16 protein-coding genes and 2 pseudogenes are annotated in these 16,074 nt (G+C 59.6%); 9 read left to right on the top strand and 9 right to left on the bottom strand.

The window, feature by feature from the left end; genetic code table 11:
* Positions 1-23 precede the first annotated feature (23 nt).
* The gene (gene ctaD / locus V4R08_RS13540; protein WP_335579331.1) at positions 24-1,643 is read right to left on the bottom strand and encodes a cytochrome c oxidase subunit I; all 1,620 of its coding nucleotides are present in this window, start codon (positions 1,641-1,643) and stop codon (positions 24-26) included.
* 98 nt (positions 1,644-1,741) lie between these two features.
* Positions 1,742-2,599: a cytochrome c oxidase subunit II gene (gene coxB, locus V4R08_RS13535; RefSeq protein ID WP_335579831.1), complete on the bottom strand. Its 858-nt coding sequence runs from the start codon at positions 2,597-2,599 to the stop codon at positions 1,742-1,744.
* Here coxB and V4R08_RS13530 point away from each other — a divergent pair.
* Positions 2,598-3,023, top strand: a complete 426-nt coding sequence (locus tag V4R08_RS13530) for a hypothetical protein (protein WP_335579830.1) — start codon at positions 2,598-2,600, stop codon at positions 3,021-3,023. The genes coxB and V4R08_RS13530 overlap by 2 nt on opposite strands.
* 424 nt (positions 3,024-3,447) lie before the next feature.
* Positions 3,448-3,900 (top strand): tRNA (N6-threonylcarbamoyladenosine(37)-N6)-methyltransferase TrmO, encoded by a 453-nt coding sequence (tsaA, locus tag V4R08_RS13525; RefSeq protein ID WP_335579829.1) that lies wholly within the window; start codon positions 3,448-3,450, stop codon positions 3,898-3,900.
* Positions 3,901-3,969: 69 nt separating this feature from the next.
* Here tsaA and V4R08_RS13520 read toward each other — a convergent pair whose 3' ends face one another.
* Both V4R08_RS13520 and V4R08_RS13515 read right to left on the bottom strand, forming a co-directional pair.
* Complete coding sequence (locus V4R08_RS13520; protein WP_335579828.1) at positions 3,970-5,238, bottom strand: hypothetical protein; 1,269 nt, start codon at positions 5,236-5,238, stop codon at positions 3,970-3,972.
* A 152-nt stretch (positions 5,239-5,390) separates the two neighbouring features.
* Positions 5,391-5,555 (bottom strand): hypothetical protein, encoded by a 165-nt coding sequence (locus tag V4R08_RS13515; RefSeq protein ID WP_335579827.1) that lies wholly within the window; start codon positions 5,553-5,555, stop codon positions 5,391-5,393.
* 147 nt (positions 5,556-5,702) lie between these two features.
* Here V4R08_RS13515 and V4R08_RS13510 point away from each other — a divergent pair, with 147 nt between their 5' ends.
* The 5 genes and pseudogenes from V4R08_RS13510 to V4R08_RS13495 all read left to right on the top strand — a co-directional run.
* The gene (locus V4R08_RS13510; protein ID WP_335579826.1) at positions 5,703-5,900 is read left to right on the top strand and encodes a hypothetical protein; all 198 of its coding nucleotides are present in this window, start codon (positions 5,703-5,705) and stop codon (positions 5,898-5,900) included.
* A 518-nt stretch (positions 5,901-6,418) separates the two neighbouring features.
* The gene (locus V4R08_RS13505) at positions 6,419-6,709 is read left to right on the top strand and encodes a hypothetical protein (protein WP_335579825.1); all 291 of its coding nucleotides are present in this window, start codon (positions 6,419-6,421) and stop codon (positions 6,707-6,709) included.
* Positions 6,710-6,955: 246 nt separating this feature from the next.
* Positions 6,956-8,005: a CobW family GTP-binding protein gene (locus V4R08_RS13500; protein ID WP_335579824.1), complete on the top strand. Its 1,050-nt coding sequence runs from the start codon at positions 6,956-6,958 to the stop codon at positions 8,003-8,005.
* Between the two features lie 804 nt (positions 8,006-8,809).
* Positions 8,810-9,094: pseudogene (locus V4R08_RS18230) on the top strand (transposase); the annotation flags it as partial.
* An 86-nt stretch (positions 9,095-9,180) separates the two neighbouring features.
* Positions 9,181-9,504, top strand: a pseudogene (locus V4R08_RS13495) (transposase); the annotation flags it as partial.
* Positions 9,505-9,673: 169 nt separating this feature from the next.
* Here the strand turns inward: V4R08_RS13495 and V4R08_RS13490 are convergent.
* On the bottom strand, positions 9,674-9,835 hold the full coding sequence (locus V4R08_RS13490) for a hypothetical protein (RefSeq protein WP_335579823.1): 162 nt from the start codon (positions 9,833-9,835) through the stop codon (positions 9,674-9,676).
* Between the two features lie 1,137 nt (positions 9,836-10,972).
* Positions 10,973-11,722 carry a hypothetical protein gene (locus tag V4R08_RS13485; RefSeq protein ID WP_335579822.1) on the bottom strand — a complete coding sequence of 250 codons (750 nt, stop codon included), beginning with the start codon at positions 11,720-11,722 and terminating at the stop codon, positions 10,973-10,975.
* Positions 11,723-12,493: 771 nt separating this feature from the next.
* Between V4R08_RS13485 and V4R08_RS13480 the strand changes: the two genes are divergently transcribed.
* On the top strand, positions 12,494-12,901 hold the full coding sequence (locus V4R08_RS13480) for a DUF59 domain-containing protein (RefSeq protein WP_442935664.1): 408 nt from the start codon (positions 12,494-12,496) through the stop codon (positions 12,899-12,901).
* A 538-nt stretch (positions 12,902-13,439) separates the two neighbouring features.
* Here the strand turns inward: V4R08_RS13480 and V4R08_RS13475 are convergent.
* The gene (locus V4R08_RS13475; RefSeq protein WP_335579821.1) at positions 13,440-13,979 is read right to left on the bottom strand and encodes a c-type cytochrome; all 540 of its coding nucleotides are present in this window, start codon (positions 13,977-13,979) and stop codon (positions 13,440-13,442) included.
* Positions 13,980-14,168: 189 nt separating this feature from the next.
* Here V4R08_RS13475 and V4R08_RS13470 point away from each other — a divergent pair, with 189 nt between their 5' ends.
* The gene (locus V4R08_RS13470; RefSeq protein ID WP_335579820.1) at positions 14,169-14,432 is read left to right on the top strand and encodes a hypothetical protein; all 264 of its coding nucleotides are present in this window, start codon (positions 14,169-14,171) and stop codon (positions 14,430-14,432) included.
* Between the two features lie 20 nt (positions 14,433-14,452).
* Here the strand turns inward: V4R08_RS13470 and lysA are convergent, their stop codons facing one another.
* Both lysA and lptM read right to left on the bottom strand, forming a co-directional pair.
* Entirely contained in the window at positions 14,453-15,718 is a 1,266-nt protein-coding gene (gene lysA, locus V4R08_RS13465) for a diaminopimelate decarboxylase (protein ID WP_335579819.1), read from the bottom strand.
* 12 nt (positions 15,719-15,730) lie between these two features.
* Complete coding sequence (gene lptM / locus V4R08_RS13460) at positions 15,731-16,009, bottom strand: LPS translocon maturation chaperone LptM (RefSeq protein ID WP_335579818.1); 279 nt, start codon at positions 16,007-16,009, stop codon at positions 15,731-15,733.
* Between the last annotated feature and the right edge of the window lie 65 nt (positions 16,010-16,074).

The following is a 16,074-nucleotide window of genomic DNA, read 5'->3' as shown; positions in this document are numbered from 1 at the left end:
CAGGCGCGCCGCGCACAGTCACATTACTGCACCTTCGGCAGCGTTCCGAACTGGTGGAACGGCGGCGGCGAGGACAGCGTCCATTCCAGCGTGGTGGCACCTTCACCCCACGGATTGTCCGCAGCCTTCTCCTTGCGCGCGAAGGCATCGACCAGGCCGTAGAGGAAGACCAGAGCGCCGGCCCCCGCGATGAACGCGCCGTAGGACGAGATCTCGTTCCAGCCCGCGAACGCATCCGGATAGTCGACCGAGCGCCGCATCATGCCCTGCAGTCCGAGGAAATGCTGCGGGAAGAACAGGATGTTGGCGCCGATGAACATCAACCAGAAGTGCAGCTTGGCGATGGTCTCGTTGTACATGTAGCCGGACATCTTCGGGAACCAGTAGTACCAGCCCGCGAAGATCGAGAACACCGCGGCAATGCCCATCACGTAGTGGAAGTGCGCGATGACGTAGTAGGTCTCCTGCATCACGCGATCGACGCCCGCATTGGCCAGCACCACGCCGGTGACGCCGCCGACCGTGAACAGGAAGATGAAGCCGACCGCAAACAGCATCGGCGCCCTGAACTCGATCGAGCCGCCCCACATGGTGGCGATCCACGAGAACACCTTCACGCCCGTCGGCACCGCGATCACCATGGTCGCCGCGACGAAATAGGCCTGCGCCGACGATGCCATGCCGACCGTGTACATGTGGTGCGCCCACACCACGAAGCCGACGCCGCCGATCGCGACCATCGCATAGGCCATGCCGAGATATCCGAAGATCGGCTTCTTCGAGAAGGTCGAGATCACATGGCTGACCATGCCGAAGCCCGGCAGAATCAGGATGTACACCTCGGGATGACCGAAGAACCAGAACAGATGCTGGAACAGCACCGGATCGCCGCCGCCGTCGGCAGCGAAGAACGTGGTGCCGAAGTTACGGTCGGTCAGCAGCATCGTGATCGCACCCGCCAGAACCGGCAGCGCCAGCAGCAGCAGGAACACCGTGACCAGGATCGACCACACGAACAGCGGCATCTTGTGCATGGTCATGCCCGGCGCGCGCATGTTGAAGATCGTGGTGATGAAGTTGATCGCGCCGAGAATCGAGGAAGCGCCGGCCAGATGGATCGCCAGGATCACGAAATCCACCGACGGACCCGGATGACCGCTGGTCGACAGCGGCGCATACAGCGTCCAGCCCGTGCCAGCACCGATGGCGCCCGGCTCGCCCTCCATGAAGTTCGACAGCAGCAGCAGCGCAAACGCCGCCGGCAGCAGCCAGAACGAGATGTTGTTCATGCGCGGAAACGCCATGTCGGGCGCCCCGATCATCAGCGGCACGAACCAGTTGCCGAAGCCGCCGATCATCGCCGGCATCACCATGAAGAAGATCATGATCAGGCCGTGCGAGGTCACGAACACGTTGTATTCGTGAGCAGGATGGAAAACCTGCACGCCGGGAAACATCAGTTCCGCCCGGATGCCCATCGACATCAGGCCGCCGATGACCCCCGCAACGATGGCGAACACCAGGTACATGGTACCGATGTCCTTGTGATTGGTCGAATACGCAAAGCGCCGCCACCCGGTCGGGTGGTGCGCATGGTCGTCGTCGTGATCGTGGTCGTGAGCAGATGCTGCGGTTGTTGCCATTGTCCAATCCTGTCTTTACGTCCCTTGAAGTCCTTCAAACCCTTGCGGTTGCGCCCGCGTCAGAAAACCTCCCGACGCCGGCGCCTGCCGCATCACGTCTACTGCATCACGTCGGCAGCCGAGGCCACCGCGTTCGCCGGGTTCGAAGCAAACTTCTTCTTTGCGGTTTCAACCCAGGCCGCAAAATCCTGCTCGCTCACCACCCGCACCGCGATCGGCATGAAGGCGTGATCCCGGCCGCACAGCTCCGAGCACTGGCCGTAGAACACGCCGGTCTTGGTGGCCTTGAACCAGGTCTCGTTGAGACGACCCGGAATCGCATCCACCTTGATGCCGAACGCCGGTACTCCAAAAGAATGAATGACATCGGCCCCGGTCACCTGAACCACGACCACCTTGTTCACCGGAACCACCAGCTCGTTGTCGACGGCCAGCATCCGCGGCTTCTTGTCTTCCGCGATCAGCGAGTCGAACTCAAACTTGCCGTTGTCCGGATAGGTGTAGCTCCAGTACCACTGCTTGCCGGTCGCCTTCACCGTCAGGTCGGCCTTCGGAATGTCAAGCTCCTCGAACAGCAGCCGGAACGACGGCACCGCAATGCCAACCAGAATCAGAACCGGGATGATCGTCCACGCAACCTCGATCAACGTGTTGTGGGTCGTCTTCGACGGCACCGGGTTGGCCCGCGCGTTGAACCGCACCATCGCCACAACCAGCAGCCCCGTCACCAGCAGCGTGATCAACGTGATGACAACCATAAGCCCGTTATGCATCCGCTGGATGCTGTCCATCACAGGCGTCACCCCCGCCTGAAGATCCAGCGCCCACGCATTCGGTTGACCGACCAGCTCCTCTGCGGAAACCGATCCACCAGCGGCCAGCGCCGCTATTCCAAACGCTAATCCCAGAAACCGGCGGCTAAACCGGCGACCAACCTGGCCCTTCGACATCTTCATGCCGCTCGCGCTCCTTGTCATAAAACTGCACCAGCACCTGGCGACCTTCGATACGGGCCCAACAAGCGCGTTACGTACCGGCCGTTTTCTTAAAGGAGTATATTTTAAGATGCAAGCCTCGTTCATGCTGCTATGCGGCAACGACGAAAGCCGTTTAATCACGAGAACTGATTGCATCTTTGCGGCAGCATCAAGCGTCTCGTCGAGGTTTTTAAGTCAATACGTGAAGGTGTGCGTCGGCAATCAGTCTGAGATCAGTTTCGATCACGTAATCAGCGCCCGGACTCCTTACTCTTTCTTGACCAAGTCCCGAATTCTAGTCATCGTTCGACCGATCATACAGCGCAATGCGGTCGCTGTTAATGAGATAGGCATGTTCGAACGCTGGATAGCTGTTCGGCAACACATCCGCCGGGTTATTTGAAAAGCCGTTTGCCGAAGCGCAAATGCAACGCTCATCGCCTTGAGGCCTGAAGGCCTTAAAGACAGGGTCTTCAAGCATAGGCTCGCGACACATTTCATTTCATGCCGCGGGAATCGCATGCCTCCACTGCGCGCTCGACATCGCGACCCGCGAGCGGAACGGGCACAACCTCGGCTCCGACTGACGCGATCATGAGCAGCCAGGATGTACAAGGCCGCTCAAAACTGGAGTTCCAAGCCTCCGCGCAACAGCTTCGATAAGGTACGAAAATCACGGATCCCACACGAATCTCTTATTTTGTCGGGACGCTCAACCTTAAGCAAGGTAATTGTAAAAGTGCGGCCGGCAGAGGCCGCGAACCGCAGACACCTCCCAAAGCCGGACAAATATCTCCGGCTCAAACATCCGCACCCGGTAGTCCTAAATGACGATTTGCATGCAATCCATCGCCACCGTGCGCAGCCGGTTCACAAACGGTGTGCGAATATCCCGTCGCGACATCGTCGCGGAAATCGTCGTGCGCGAGAACCTTGCGGCTTCCCTCACCGGCATTGAGGAATGGTCGCACTTGATCATCCTGTTCTGGATGGATCAGCTCGTCGGCAAGCCCGTTCCGTTAACCACGCATCCCCGGCATCGCGCCGATCTGCCGGAAGTGGGTGTGTTCTGCGCCCGCGGCCCGGAACGGCCCAATCCGATCGGATTGGCCATCGTCGAGTTGCTGAAGCGCGACAACAACGTTCTGACCGTCAAGGCACTGGACGCCTACGACGGCACGCCCGTTCTCGATATCAAACCCTATGACGACTTCGACGCCGTCACTGGACTCCGCGCGCCGGAATGGTGGCTGATTGCAACGGGCCGCTTAAAACCGTAACAGGCGCTCCCGCGCTTGCATGAGACAATAAAACATCGGCAGAGCGCCACCGACTCGAACCTCGCACGATCAACGCGACGGCCCACGCGTTGGTGCCGACTGACGCCATTGTCGCGACAGGCTTATCAGGCGCTCTCGGGAAATCGACGTGCCGTGATAAACGGCACGCGACACAGTGGCCGAACCCAAGACGGCATCTCCAAATTCGTGCTGCCGCATGAAGGGATGATGCGGCAGATAGGTTCGGACCATTTCTCTGTATTTTTCCATGTCGGATGGCGAGAGCCTGACGCGACCGGCGCCCTCCAGCGGCTTCGAGCTGACATACTGAGCAAGCAGCGACAATTGCTCCTCTACGTCATAAACTGAATTCGGCAGCGCGGACTCGCATTGCACGCTCAGTACGTCCCGCAACTTATTCTGTTCACGACCCAGAATTTCGTACAGAACCGCCTCGATCACGCCCCATGCCTCGCGGCCTCCATCTGCTTTAAGATTTTTGGTCACATTGGTGAAATCGTCGATGGCAGCCAGGATCGACCCCAACGCCGCAAGCACCGGCGCGTAGCCGGCGAATACCTTGCCTCGCTCGTTCTTCCACAATTCCCCCGCCGGCAAGCCAAGAAAGGTTTCGATTGCGTCAAAAAAGGTGGCGATGAAATCTCGCGCCTGTTCCGGGTGCTGCTGATAGTAGGAGCCTGGTCTGGCGGCGATCGCCGCGTAGGCGTGGATCAGTTGCTCGGCTCCCTCCTCGTCGAAGAATTCGACATTGGCCGTGACATGCGTCACTCCCGGCGCGTTGCGTTCAAACTGCTCCCTCGCCAATTCGGTCGACTCAAATCTCCCCAGGAAAATGAGCTTGGGCCGCGAGGCAACAGTTCGGTCGCTCCGCAAAAGCTCTGCGGTGGATTCCAGAAACTGCTCGATGCCCGTCTCGCTCGACAACAATCTCCCTTCATCGAGAGCGTCCACGATGACTGGAATCCTCCCCTCATGAAACGCGGCTATGGGGTCGCTTTTGTCGGCGGCTTCCAGATCAGCCAGCAAAGTCCGCAGAGAGCCAGCCGAAACGGGGACATTGGCCAGGTCAAGAATCGGCGCCTTGAGTGTCGCCGACAGTTCCCTCGCCAACGTGCTCTTGCCGGCCGCCGCGGACGCCTCGATGAAAACGATCTCCTTCTCCAAGGCCGATGGATCGCTCCCCTCGATTTCCAGTCTTGGCGTCACGAATGGCGTTGGCTGCTCCCCGACGAAGAGGCATCCGGCCTGATCGACCTTCGGGAAATGGACGGGGCGGTTCAACACGTTGACGAGTGCGCTCAGCGCAGTTTCCGACATCAGATGACCTCTTGGGGCGAAGGCCGCACGTTTACAGTCGCGAAACCTCCGGTTCAATGGCAATGGTGTCCGGCTGACGAAGGTCACGCGTAATACGCTCGAAAACAGCGCGGCTCGTCGGCCGGGCGGCTGGTTTACCGCTCATAGCCGGTTCATCTGCAACGAGCTTGCGGGCAAGCGATATCCAGCGGCTGCACCACCGCCAGCGGGCGCCGGTTAATCGAAATCAGAGCGAACGAGGCGGCCAGGCGTTGTTTGTTGCGACGCAATATGATCGAAGGTTCGGCCTTTGTCTCGATCCGCGGCAACTGGATCATCCTTAAAAAAGCAAACTTAAAAAAGCAAAGCGGACATCGGCAAAGTGGGCGATCGTGGTGCGAAAAGCGATTGCCCAACCGGATATATACGCGCGCGCGAATCCATGTCATATCTTGGCTATGATAAAAGGTTGGAAGATCAGCTCCGTGAGGCCAGGCAGAGGCGCCAGTGGTGCATTGCGCCAGGAGTTCATCCTTGTCGCCATCGCCGACCAGGCCAAGGCTCTCCAAGCGGTCAAGGAGTGCCTTCCTGACGCGGAAATTACGGTCGATTCGGAAGCCAGTCAGGATCTTCTGGCCGAATATCAGGTCGTCGACGGCGAAATGGTTGTGCTCGCGGAGTGATCCCGGGCTTGCGCGGGAAGGCGCACGCTCGCATCGCGGCTTGAAAATCGGTGACGGATTGCGGGATGTGCCGGGCGCCCGGGAAACCGGCAGCGCAGCGAAGATTCAATCGCAATTTCGTATCCGGCACCGCTTTGGCATTTGACCGATCGGCCGGCGGCGCATAGCGGCGGTTCGCGCCGGGCGATCACGATCTTCACCATTTGGTTGCGGCCGGCGGCGGACGCTCAGACCCCACCAGGGGCGCAGGTCCCGCCAAGGGTAACGGTGAAATCATATTTTCAGTCGACAGGATCAGAATTTCTTCATAGCAACGGCTGGAAACTTATCGTCGGTCGTGGCGGGCGCGATGCCGGGACAATAAATGGCCTGGATTGGCAACAACGAAATCCGGCGCTATTGCGATAGTTCCCGCGCACCAGGCTGATCAGACCGCCCTCATGAACAAAGCCGTGGGCGCCTGTGATTAAGGCTAACGCCAAAGACGCAGAAACAGCTGCCTAAGGAGAGAATAGTCAATGCGATACCGTACCAACCAGGGGCTGCTGATCGAGGCCGAAACGTCGGCCGGTGTAATCCGCCGCCTGCGAGAGTCGAGCTGGAATGAACAGAACCTCAGCGATGATGCGTACATGGAAGCGGTTGCGGATCGCATGTTCCAGGAGGGTATCCACGTTTCAACGCTCAGCCCGGACATGTTCATTGCCGGGTTGTTGAGCGGCGGGCTGCTCACGCGCGAAACCGACGAAACGCAGCCGAACGACGATACGCAGCCGAATGCGGCGAAGCAGAAAACAGATCGTAACTAGAGCGTTTTCGAGCGAAGCATGTCCTCGGGCTTGACCCGAGGATGGATACCAGTTCGCGTCAAGAAAACGCGTCAAATCAAAATCATAGAGCCTCGCTTCTGGTTCCACCAGAAGCGAAAAGGCTCTAGATAAAGGCGAACTGCTATACAAGCGACGGCCAGCAAGACCACGCCGAGGAACGAGCCCTCACGGTAATTGATGCGAGACGGCTGGATGCCTATATAGACAGACCAGCGGAGGAACAAAATGACTGATAAAATTCCGGTCACCGTGCTGACCGGCTATCTCGGCGCCGGCAAGACCACATTGCTCAACCGCATCCTCTCGGAGGAACACGGCAAGAAGTACGCCGTCATCGTCAACGAATTCGGCGAGATCGGCATCGATAACGACCTCGTCGTCGGCGCCGACGAGGAAGTGTTCGAGATGAACAACGGCTGCATCTGCTGCACCGTGCGCGGCGACCTCATGCGCATCCTCGCCGACCTGATGAAAAAGAACGGCAAGTTCGACGCCATCATCGTGGAGACCACGGGGCTCGCCGATCCGGCGCCGGTGGCACAGACCTTCTTCGTCGACGAGAATGTCGGGAAGCAGACCAGGCTCGATGCGGTTGTCACCGTTATTGACGCCAAGTGGCTCAACGACAGGCTCAAGGACGCCCCGGAAGTCAAGAACCAGATCGCCTTCGCCGACGTGATCCTCATCAACAAGACCGATCTCGTCTCGCCCGAAGAACTCAGCGAGGTCGAAGCGCGCATCCGCGGCATCAATCCCTACGCGAAGCTGCACAGGACCCAGCGGGCGCAGATCCCGCTCAATGAAATTCTGGAACGCAACGCCTTCGATCTCGACCGCATTCTCGACTTCGAACCGGCCTTCCTCAAAGCCGAGGATCACGATCACGAGCATGGCCACGATCACGGCAATGGCCACGATCATGACCATGATGACCACAAGCACGCGGACCACGAGGGCGGGCTCAAGCACCACCACGACGAGGAAATGCAATCGATTTCACTCAAAACCGACAAGCCGCTCGACGCGGATAAATTTTTCCCGTGGGTGGAAGACCTGGTGCAGAAGGAAGGCCCGAGCATTTTGCGGAGCAAGGGCATCCTTTCCTTCAAGGACGAAGATCGGCGCTTCGTATTCCAGGGCGTGCATATGATTCTCGACGGCGACCATCAGCGGCCCTGGAAAGAAGACGAAAAGCGCCAAAGCCGCATCGTCTTCATCGGTCGCAATTTGCCGGAAAAAGCGATCACCGAAGGGTTCGAAAGCTGTATCGCCTGATATAAGCGATACCCTGCGTACTGCCACCGGGAGCAGACGCACGCACCCGGATGCCGCGAACGGCGTGGTCGTCAGCCCAGTCTGTTCGACCGTGCCAGCATCTTCCAGTCCGCCAAAAGGCGCAGCCGTTTTCCGAACCGGGGATGGCGGCGCTGGGGCGGGACGGGAGCGCAGGGCGACGCCATTGGCCGCGGCGATACCGGCGAAGAAATATGCCCTTGAGCTTCGAGGTTGGAGACTTGCCGCCGAGAGCAGCCGGAGGTCTTGTGATGTTCGAAATCACAGCGCCAGGCCGACATCGCGGCGGCACGGTATTTCGAACGGCGCGGCATGGATCCTCCATTCGTAATGAGGTCCGGAAACCGCTTGGCCTTGCCAATAGTCACAGGATGTAGGGTTGGTGGCGAATGCTGCTGTCGGCGAGGGCCTTTCGGAACAACTGATGTCCTGACAGGCTGAGCCGTTGTCGGTCGTCATCCGCCCGACACTGGAGCCGCGCCAATCGAAGAAGGCGGCAGCGGTAGAGCGGTAGCGGTAGCGCTCGCCTCCTTCGCGTCGGGCAGGATTTCGGTGGTAGGCAGCACGGCTGCGAAGCGGTTTGGCCGGCGCGGTCGCTTACGGGCGAACGCGACCGGCTTTTGACGCGTCTTGGCGCGGTGCCCGGTCGGACATTGCGCGCCGGCTCAACCGCTGGAAGACACATCAGCACCGGCTGGACCCCGTCCGGCTAAGACCAACATGATGCGGTTGCGCGGCTGGTCGCTCCGCTCCGCAGCGAGAATCCTGTGACCAAGGTGATGCCGCATGGTCATTGGCAATCCATGGCCTCGCAGCCATACACAGCGGGCGCATCGCTGCCCGGCTGGTGCTCGAAGGGTCGATCAACGGAGACAGCTCCTGGCCTATGTCGAAGTTACTATCCCCACGCTGTCACCTGGCGACATCGTCGTGATGGACAACCTTGGCAGTCACAAGGGCCGCGCGGTCCGGTGCGCTATCCGCGCGGCCGTAGCGCACCTCTTCTTCTTCCTGCCACCCTATAGTCCCGACCTCAACCCGATCGAGCAGGTCTTCGCCAAACTGAGAACTCTGCTGCGCAAGGTGGCCAAACGCACCGTCGAGGCGAGCATCGCGACGTATCGAAACTCTGCTTCAAACGTTCTCATCGGACAAGTGTGCCAGCTACATCAGAAACGCCGGATACGTTTCAAAATGGATGGACCAGACTCCAGCGCGGCCCACGCACGGATAATCGCAAATTTCTGGACGCGCTGTTGTGGGTGGCCCGCTCGGACGGCCGACGGCGGGACCTGCCGGAGCGACTTGGCGACTGCCGCTCGGTGAAACGGCGCTACCATCGTTGGATCGAGATCGGCGTGCTGGACGACATGCTTGCGGTATTGGCCCGCGAAGCCGACCTGGAGTGGCAGACGATCGACGCGACCATCGTGCGCGCTCATCAGCACGCCGCCGTCCATCCACCCTCAAGAGGCTCCGCCATCAGCGGCATTCGACTGCGCGCGGCTCAGGAGTTCTCGTGGATGATGATCCGGGGCATTTGGAATAATGGGTGCATGTTTGCCCACCAGCATGCCTCCCAGCCATGGCACGGACCACGTCCATGCGAGCGAAAGCAGATGCCCTCGCCCTACCCGCACGACACCGACTCTACGGTTCCTCGGAGGGTCGTGAGAAAATGATGAGCAAAAACCCGATCACGGCCATCCCCGCGCCGTAATAGACCCATTCCGTATGCCTGACCATGATGCTATCGGCGGGGAAGCTGTAGAAGCGGAAGCCCTGCCCCATAAAGCCCAGTCCGGCGACCAAGGTGATGACTCCGACGATTCTCAGTAGAGCATGCATTCTAGGGCGTTTTCCCGGATGTTGTTGAATGTGACCAAACAGCGAGTACGCTATACTATGCGGCCTCGGGTTTCGCTTCAACTCTATTTGCAGCCGGGATATTGATTGTCCCAAATGCGGCGAGCGGCTTTGAGGAGCGGCAGGATCTCGTAAGCTTTTCAATCGACGAGACTTGTTCGCATACACGGCTTTTTTCGCACCTATGAAGCGCCAATGGCCGGGTGGTGTCATGCCCTACTTCGCGTGCTTTTCGCACCGTGTCAGATGACTATGCACTTTCCCCGGCAGCTTTCGGTTCAGTCAGAGCGCTTACCGTTCTGATGGAATCAGAACGGTAAGCGCTCTAAGCCATTGAGTGGTCGCATTTCCTTACAGTACCGGTGTCCACTTCACCGAGAAGTGCTCTAGCGAAGGCGACGAACCATGCAGCGTTGGCTTAAGGCAGGGACGAGATCGTTCTACTCGCCGTGTCCCGAGCAACCTTAGGATTTAGGTTCTGCACTAGGATGGCCGGGGCGATCACCGCGACGCCCTTGACTGGGCAATAGTGCCGCCGAGCTGCGACGCGTCGAGGTTTATCAATGTCCTTTTTCCCGGTTCGCGGAAGCGCTCAACACAAGGCGCCGCTACCGTCGGCAGACCGACTTATCAACACCTTTTTTCATGGTTCGCCGAGTGCGTACACCGGGCATCTGGAGATCGGCCCTCACCAGCCCTCCGTCGAAGACGTGCACCAAGCCGTACAACGGCCAATGCACATTGCGGGTTCGCTTACCGCCAGATCGCGGTGGACCTGGCCACACGAACGTTATGCGTATACTTAAAATTGAGCAGAACACGCGTGCCGGGAGCGAGGTTCGGTTCGGATGCCCTGGGCTATTGCCGGACCGTTGGCCTCCCGCCGTCCAGCTAGGTGCTTCACCGCACGAGTTCTTGCTGGATAGGGAGGCTTTTGTCAGGTCTTGCACGAAGAACGCTGTCGCTCACGTTCTGATACCAGACATAATACGACCGCAGTAAACGCTGCCTCGTTTCCGAGATCGGCACGTTACACCGCGGTCGCAGATGAACACTACTCTTTAAACTCGTCAACCGCCTTAGCTAGGCGGCAGACCTAGCCGTAACCTTCTTCTCTGGCTTCTGAGCCGAAGGCGTCTTCGACGAAGTGACCGTTGGCACACCATTCTCGAAGCTCACCTCACCAGCTGAAGCCAATTCAGCCTCAAGAAGCGAAGGTTGCTTGGGAGCCGTTAAACGCTGGAACGACTCCGTCAATGAGATCGAAAGGTCAATGGCTTTGCCGCGGAAAGTATCCCACAACATCACCGCACCCTGATTCGGCACCAACATTCCCTGCCTGGCCGAAGACCGGTTCAAGGCAAGACGCGAATCGCGCGCGCGCCGATGCCCGACATGTGTATGCTCGTGCTCGTCATGCTGTGCGTTAACGGGCAACTGCAGAACCGTAGCGGTTTGCCCAGCGGTGAGCTGTGCAATCTTCAGAACCTGCCCGTTCGGGAATTCCAACGCATCGTGCGGAACGTATGGATTATCCTCATCAACTTTTCGGAAGCTCGCGACCTTGTGGTCCACACGAGCCTTGCCCGAGAATTTCATGCCAAAAAAGCTGCGAGGGCACTCGTACTGAACGTTCTCGTCAAAGGCGAGTTCCGTTCCAGGCAACAGGCAGACCGCCAGTTCGGGCGGACTATCATGAATCACAAGCTTCGGGCCGAGCTCGCCAACGGCAGCAAAACCGTGCACGTTTGATTTCGCAAGCTCCATCGTGACCAGCTTATCGGCGACCTTGGCAGGCCGCGAAGAAACGTGATGCAGACTGTAGTCGCACATGAAGGGCTCCTCTGGTTGGGACTACGCGCTCCTCACATCAATAACAACACTTGCGATGCGAACTCGTTCCACCGACTTCTCACTTCGGCGGCTGCGTATCTTAGTCCAACGATCCAACCATGCTAAATTGGTGTAGCCAAAAGCTACCACGGCAAGACCGTTCGCGTCAACTCTATTCCGAAGAGACGCCTGGAGATGCGAACGACGATTCCACGCTGAAATCAGCCGGCGAACCGGCAACGACCGAGCCGGCCGCCCTCCTTATAGGGGCCGATTTTAACATTCGCATCCCGTTTCAGCGAGCCTTCCGCGAATGTTAGAATTGAACGACCCACTAGCAAATATAAGCTGCTAGCGAGATTTTGAATTCGACATTCGCGCTCCACCTGGCCACGCGGGGGATGCGAATGTCGAATTCACTCCACTCGCTTGAACAAGTCGAGGTTGAGCGAGGTGGCGCGGCCATAGTGCACCGATACACGGCGACGATGGGTGACGGTTACATGGTATCGGTCCCGCGCTGGCGAATCGACCTCGGTACGGCCCGGGTTCCACCGCTGGCAGGGCAGACATCGAGCGGGCGCCCTCTTGCCGCTTGGAGAAGGCTTGCAACTGCACTATGTTATGTGAGTAAATGCGCTGCCTTAAGGCAGCATTGGCGAACGCTTTGGCGACGTTCGAGCGGAACACAAATCCGAAACGGAACCTATATAGAGCACGCGGGCCAAGCCTTTGGCGCGGGCCGTTCGCCAAAGCGCAGGAGTTCTTTGTATGATGGACGATGCAAACATAGCTGGAACGGAAAGCGTTTCGCCGGTTGACGCTGGCGCCCCCGATGCCACGAATCGGCCATCGAGCATCCCGACGGACGAAATGGAGCGCATGGGAGAAGGAATCGTAGGCGCACTCAAGACGGTCTACGATCCGGAAATTCCGGCCGATCTCTACGAGCTTGGTCTGATTTATAAAATCATCATCGACGACGACCGCATGGTCAATATCGAGATGACGCTGACGTCGCCAGCTTGTCCGTCCGCGGCGGAACTGCCGGGCCAGGTAAAGAACGCAGTCGCGAGCGTATCCGGCGTGCGCGATGCCAAGGTAGCCATCGTCTGGGAACCGCCGTGGGACCCCAGCCGCATGTCGGACGAGGCGCGCACGGTGCTCAATATGTGGTGATGAACGTATCATCACCGAGTCGTGCCGGGTTCATTTTTTAGGCTGTTTGCATGTGGCTGACGCGTCAGCCCATGTCAGGTCGTAGGCGGGTCAGGTTGCAGGCGGGAAACTCCACCTTGCCGGCAGCGGCCGCTCGACCGTTGCCTGTCGCTTAGCCATTGCCGCCCCCGGGGCGCGCAGTTCAACGCAGTTCAACTGTATCGAAGACATCGAAGCTGTCGCAGACGACATGCCCTCTCTTCTCTTTTGGCTGAGACTGAACTTTGCGGCCACCGCCTAATATTCTGGCTGAGCTTAAACGCCCTACCCACCGTGGCAAACGCGAGCGGGATGCTCGCGAGCGCCATGGGTCTTGACATGCTTAACTCAGCAAGCCCGTCGTGCTGCTTATAGCGTTTTCGAACGAAGCATGTCCCCGGGCTGACCCGCGGATGGATACCGGTTCGCGTGAAGAAAACGCGTTTAACTAAAACCTTAGAGCCCCAGTTCTGATTCCATCAGAACTGGGGCTCTAAGTCATCGGCCTGTGTTCGGCGGCCTACTTCGGCAGCGGCACAGGGTTCTTCGAGAGCGTGGTGAGATAGGCAACCAGGTCAGCGCGCTTGCTCTCGCTCTTCAGGCCGGCGAAGCTCATGGACGTACCCTTAACGTAGGCACGCGGATCCGTGATCCATTCGTTGAGCTCGGCGAAGGTCCATTTGCCGCCCTTGGCCTTCAAGGCCGCGGAGTAGCTAAAGCCCGGCTGCGAAGCGACCGGCCGGTCGACCACATTATAAAGGTCGGGGCCGATCTTGGGACCTTTGCCTTCCTCGGTGTTGTGGCAAATCTGGCACTGCTTGACGAGCCCCGCACCGCGCTCAACATTGGCGCTGGCAAGCGCCTTGTTGAACGACGCAGCGTCAGCCGCCGCCGAATGCGCCGGCTTGGCGGTGGCTTCCTTGACGTCAGCTTTCTGGGCAGCTTCAGAGTGCGACTTCTCTGGCCCGCTGAACGACTCGTCGATGATGCGTACTACTTGCACAAACAACAATGTTCCCAGCAGTGCGCCGAGAATAGCGTTGGTCCGGTTTGAATGCACTGTATCACTCCCAGAGGTCATTACTGAAGTACTCCCAGCGGTAGAGGAGCCAAAGAAACCCGGGATACCCCGGACGAACTGAAAAGATCGATGGCAGCGGCACCCCCTGGCTCATCGATCTTGTAACAGCCCCACTCTAGCCCGTTTTGCGTGCCTAAGGGGAGCGGCGGGCACACACATATCAAATAGATGTTTGTCGTGCAACGGTTCACCCGACGCCTGACGCTGACGGATTTTGCACTGCGAATGGTGTCTTTGACAGGCACCCTTGGGCCTTTTTCTGTTGTGCCGAACGCAGCTTGCCGGGTCCTCGCAACGCCGCCGGAAAGCGCCTTCATGGTGCAGCGCACCGACGCTATTGACGATGACAACCGGGATCGAAAGGCCGCGCTCGATCTGGAGCCGCTTGCGCAGCGATTTGAACCTGCCGCATGGACTGTTCGATCGGATTGAGTCGAGCGAGGCCGCCGCGATCATAGCCAGGGCGCGGACATATCCATCGCAATGAGTTGCTCGGCCTCGATGCGTGGGCGGACCACCGCATACAGGTCGTCCTTGACCAGCACCTCGGGGATCAGCGCACGAGTGTTGTAGGTCCCGGATTGCACCGCGCCGTAGGCGCCCGCGGTCATGATCGCGAGAAGATCGCCGGCTTGCGGCTCCGGCAAATTGCGCCCGAGCGCCAGATAATCCCCGGTCTCGCAGACCGGACCGACCACATCCGCAACCATCACCGGGGCATCCTTGGGCGCCGCGCGCACCGGCACGATCTGGTGATAGGCCTCGTACAGCGTCGGGCGAATCAGATCGTTCATGGCGGCGTCGATGATGATGAAATTCCGGGCGTCGCCATGCTTCACGTAGATCACGCGCGTCACCAGAATGCCGGCGTTGCCGACGATCATGCGGCCCGGCTCGAACATCAGCGTGCAGCCGAGATTGTGGGTCACGCGCCTGACCATTTCGGCATAGGCAAGCGGCTCCGGCGGTGCCGCACGGTCCTCGTAATAGGGAATGCCGAGGCCGCCGCCGAAATCGACGTGGCTGATGGTGTGGCCGTCGGCGCGCAGCGCGGTGACGAAATCCGCCAGCAGACGGAAGGCCGCCTCCATCGGGCCAAGATCGGTGATCTGGCTGCCGATATGCATGTCGGCGCCGGTGACCGCGATGCCCGGCAGCTTCGCCGCCCGGGCATAGACCGCACGCGCCTGTGCGATCGGAATGCCGAACTTGTTCTCCAACCTGCCGGTCGAAATCTTGGCATGGCTGCCGGAATCGATGTCAGGATTGACGCGCACCGAAATACGCGCCGTGCGCCCGGTTTCCGACGCAAGCGTCGACAGCAGGTCGAGTTCGGGCTCGGATTCCACGTTGATGCAGAGAACGTCCGCGGCCAGCGCCGCGCGCAATTCGGCTTCGGTCTTGCCGACGCCCGAGAACAGGATCTTGCTCGCCGGAATGCCCGCCGCCAGCGCGCGCTTCAGTTCGCCGCCGGACACCACGTCCGCTCCGGCCCCGAGCTTCGCCAGCGTCCGCAGCACCGCCTGATTGGAGTTGGCCTTCACGGCGTAGCAGACCAGGTGGTCGACCCCTGCGAAAGCGTCGGCAAACACGCGGTAGTGCCGCTCCAGCGTCGCGGTCGAGTAACAATAGAACGGCGTGCCGACGGCCTCGGCCAGCGTCGAAAGATTCACGCTTTCGGCGTGGAACACGCCGTCGCGGTAATCGAAGTGGCGCATGAGCGTCGCGTCTCAGTGGCTGTCGAGCAGCGGGTCGAGGATGAAGGACTTCTTGGTGCCCCTGGCCGCCGCCGGGTCACTGTTCATGCCGTAGGACGGATCGAACAGGCTGCCCTTGGCCGCGGCGCCGCGATCGTGGTCATCCGCCGCCGCTGCGGCACGCGACTGTTCTGAGGCGGTCGGCGGCAAATCGAGGCCGCCCTTGCGCCCGCAACCGGCCAGCGCCAACGCAGCGGCTGTCAGAAAAACCAGTGCCCATCTCGCGGAGACGGAGCTTGAAGAACTGTTCACGGCGATATCCCCAATGCAGCCGCACCATACAAAGAACGCCCTGTCCTGGCGAGACCCGGAAGTCC

It is taken from the genome of Nitrobacter sp. NHB1, assembly GCF_036964665.1.
In the GTDB taxonomy this organism is placed as follows: domain Bacteria; phylum Pseudomonadota; class Alphaproteobacteria; order Rhizobiales; family Xanthobacteraceae; genus Nitrobacter.
The sequence above is the reverse complement of the archived record's forward strand: the minus strand, read 5'-3'. Positions and strand labels throughout refer to the sequence as shown.

What these genes read in the sequence shown, in the direction of transcription:
- V4R08_RS13515 (WP_335579827.1), bottom strand. Translation starts at nt 5,555, where the DNA reads ATGATCCAGTTGCCGCGGATCGAGACAAAGGCCGAACCTTCGATCATA.
- V4R08_RS13530 (WP_335579830.1), top strand. Translation starts at nt 2,598, where the DNA reads ATGCCGCTCGCGCTCCTTGTCATAAAACTGCACCAGCACCTGGCGACC.
- V4R08_RS13480 (WP_442935664.1), top strand. Translation starts at nt 12,494, where the DNA reads ATGATGGACGATGCAAACATAGCTGGAACGGAAAGCGTTTCGCCGGTT.
- V4R08_RS13485 (WP_335579822.1), bottom strand. Translation starts at nt 11,722, where the DNA reads ATGTGCGACTACAGTCTGCATCACGTTTCTTCGCGGCCTGCCAAGGTC.
- lysA (WP_335579819.1), bottom strand. Translation starts at nt 15,718, where the DNA reads ATGCGCCACTTCGATTACCGCGACGGCGTGTTCCACGCCGAAAGCGTG.
- tsaA (WP_335579829.1), top strand. Translation starts at nt 3,448, where the DNA reads ATGACGATTTGCATGCAATCCATCGCCACCGTGCGCAGCCGGTTCACA.
- V4R08_RS13470 (WP_335579820.1), top strand. Translation starts at nt 14,169, where the DNA reads ATGTTTGTCGTGCAACGGTTCACCCGACGCCTGACGCTGACGGATTTT.
- V4R08_RS13520 (WP_335579828.1), bottom strand. Translation starts at nt 5,238, where the DNA reads ATGTCGGAAACTGCGCTGAGCGCACTCGTCAACGTGTTGAACCGCCCC.
- ctaD (WP_335579331.1), bottom strand. Translation starts at nt 1,643, where the DNA reads ATGGCAACAACCGCAGCATCTGCTCACGACCACGATCACGACGACGAC.
- coxB (WP_335579831.1), bottom strand. Translation starts at nt 2,599, where the DNA reads ATGAAGATGTCGAAGGGCCAGGTTGGTCGCCGGTTTAGCCGCCGGTTT.
- V4R08_RS13500 (WP_335579824.1), top strand. Translation starts at nt 6,956, where the DNA reads ATGACTGATAAAATTCCGGTCACCGTGCTGACCGGCTATCTCGGCGCC.
- V4R08_RS13505 (WP_335579825.1), top strand. Translation starts at nt 6,419, where the DNA reads ATGCGATACCGTACCAACCAGGGGCTGCTGATCGAGGCCGAAACGTCG.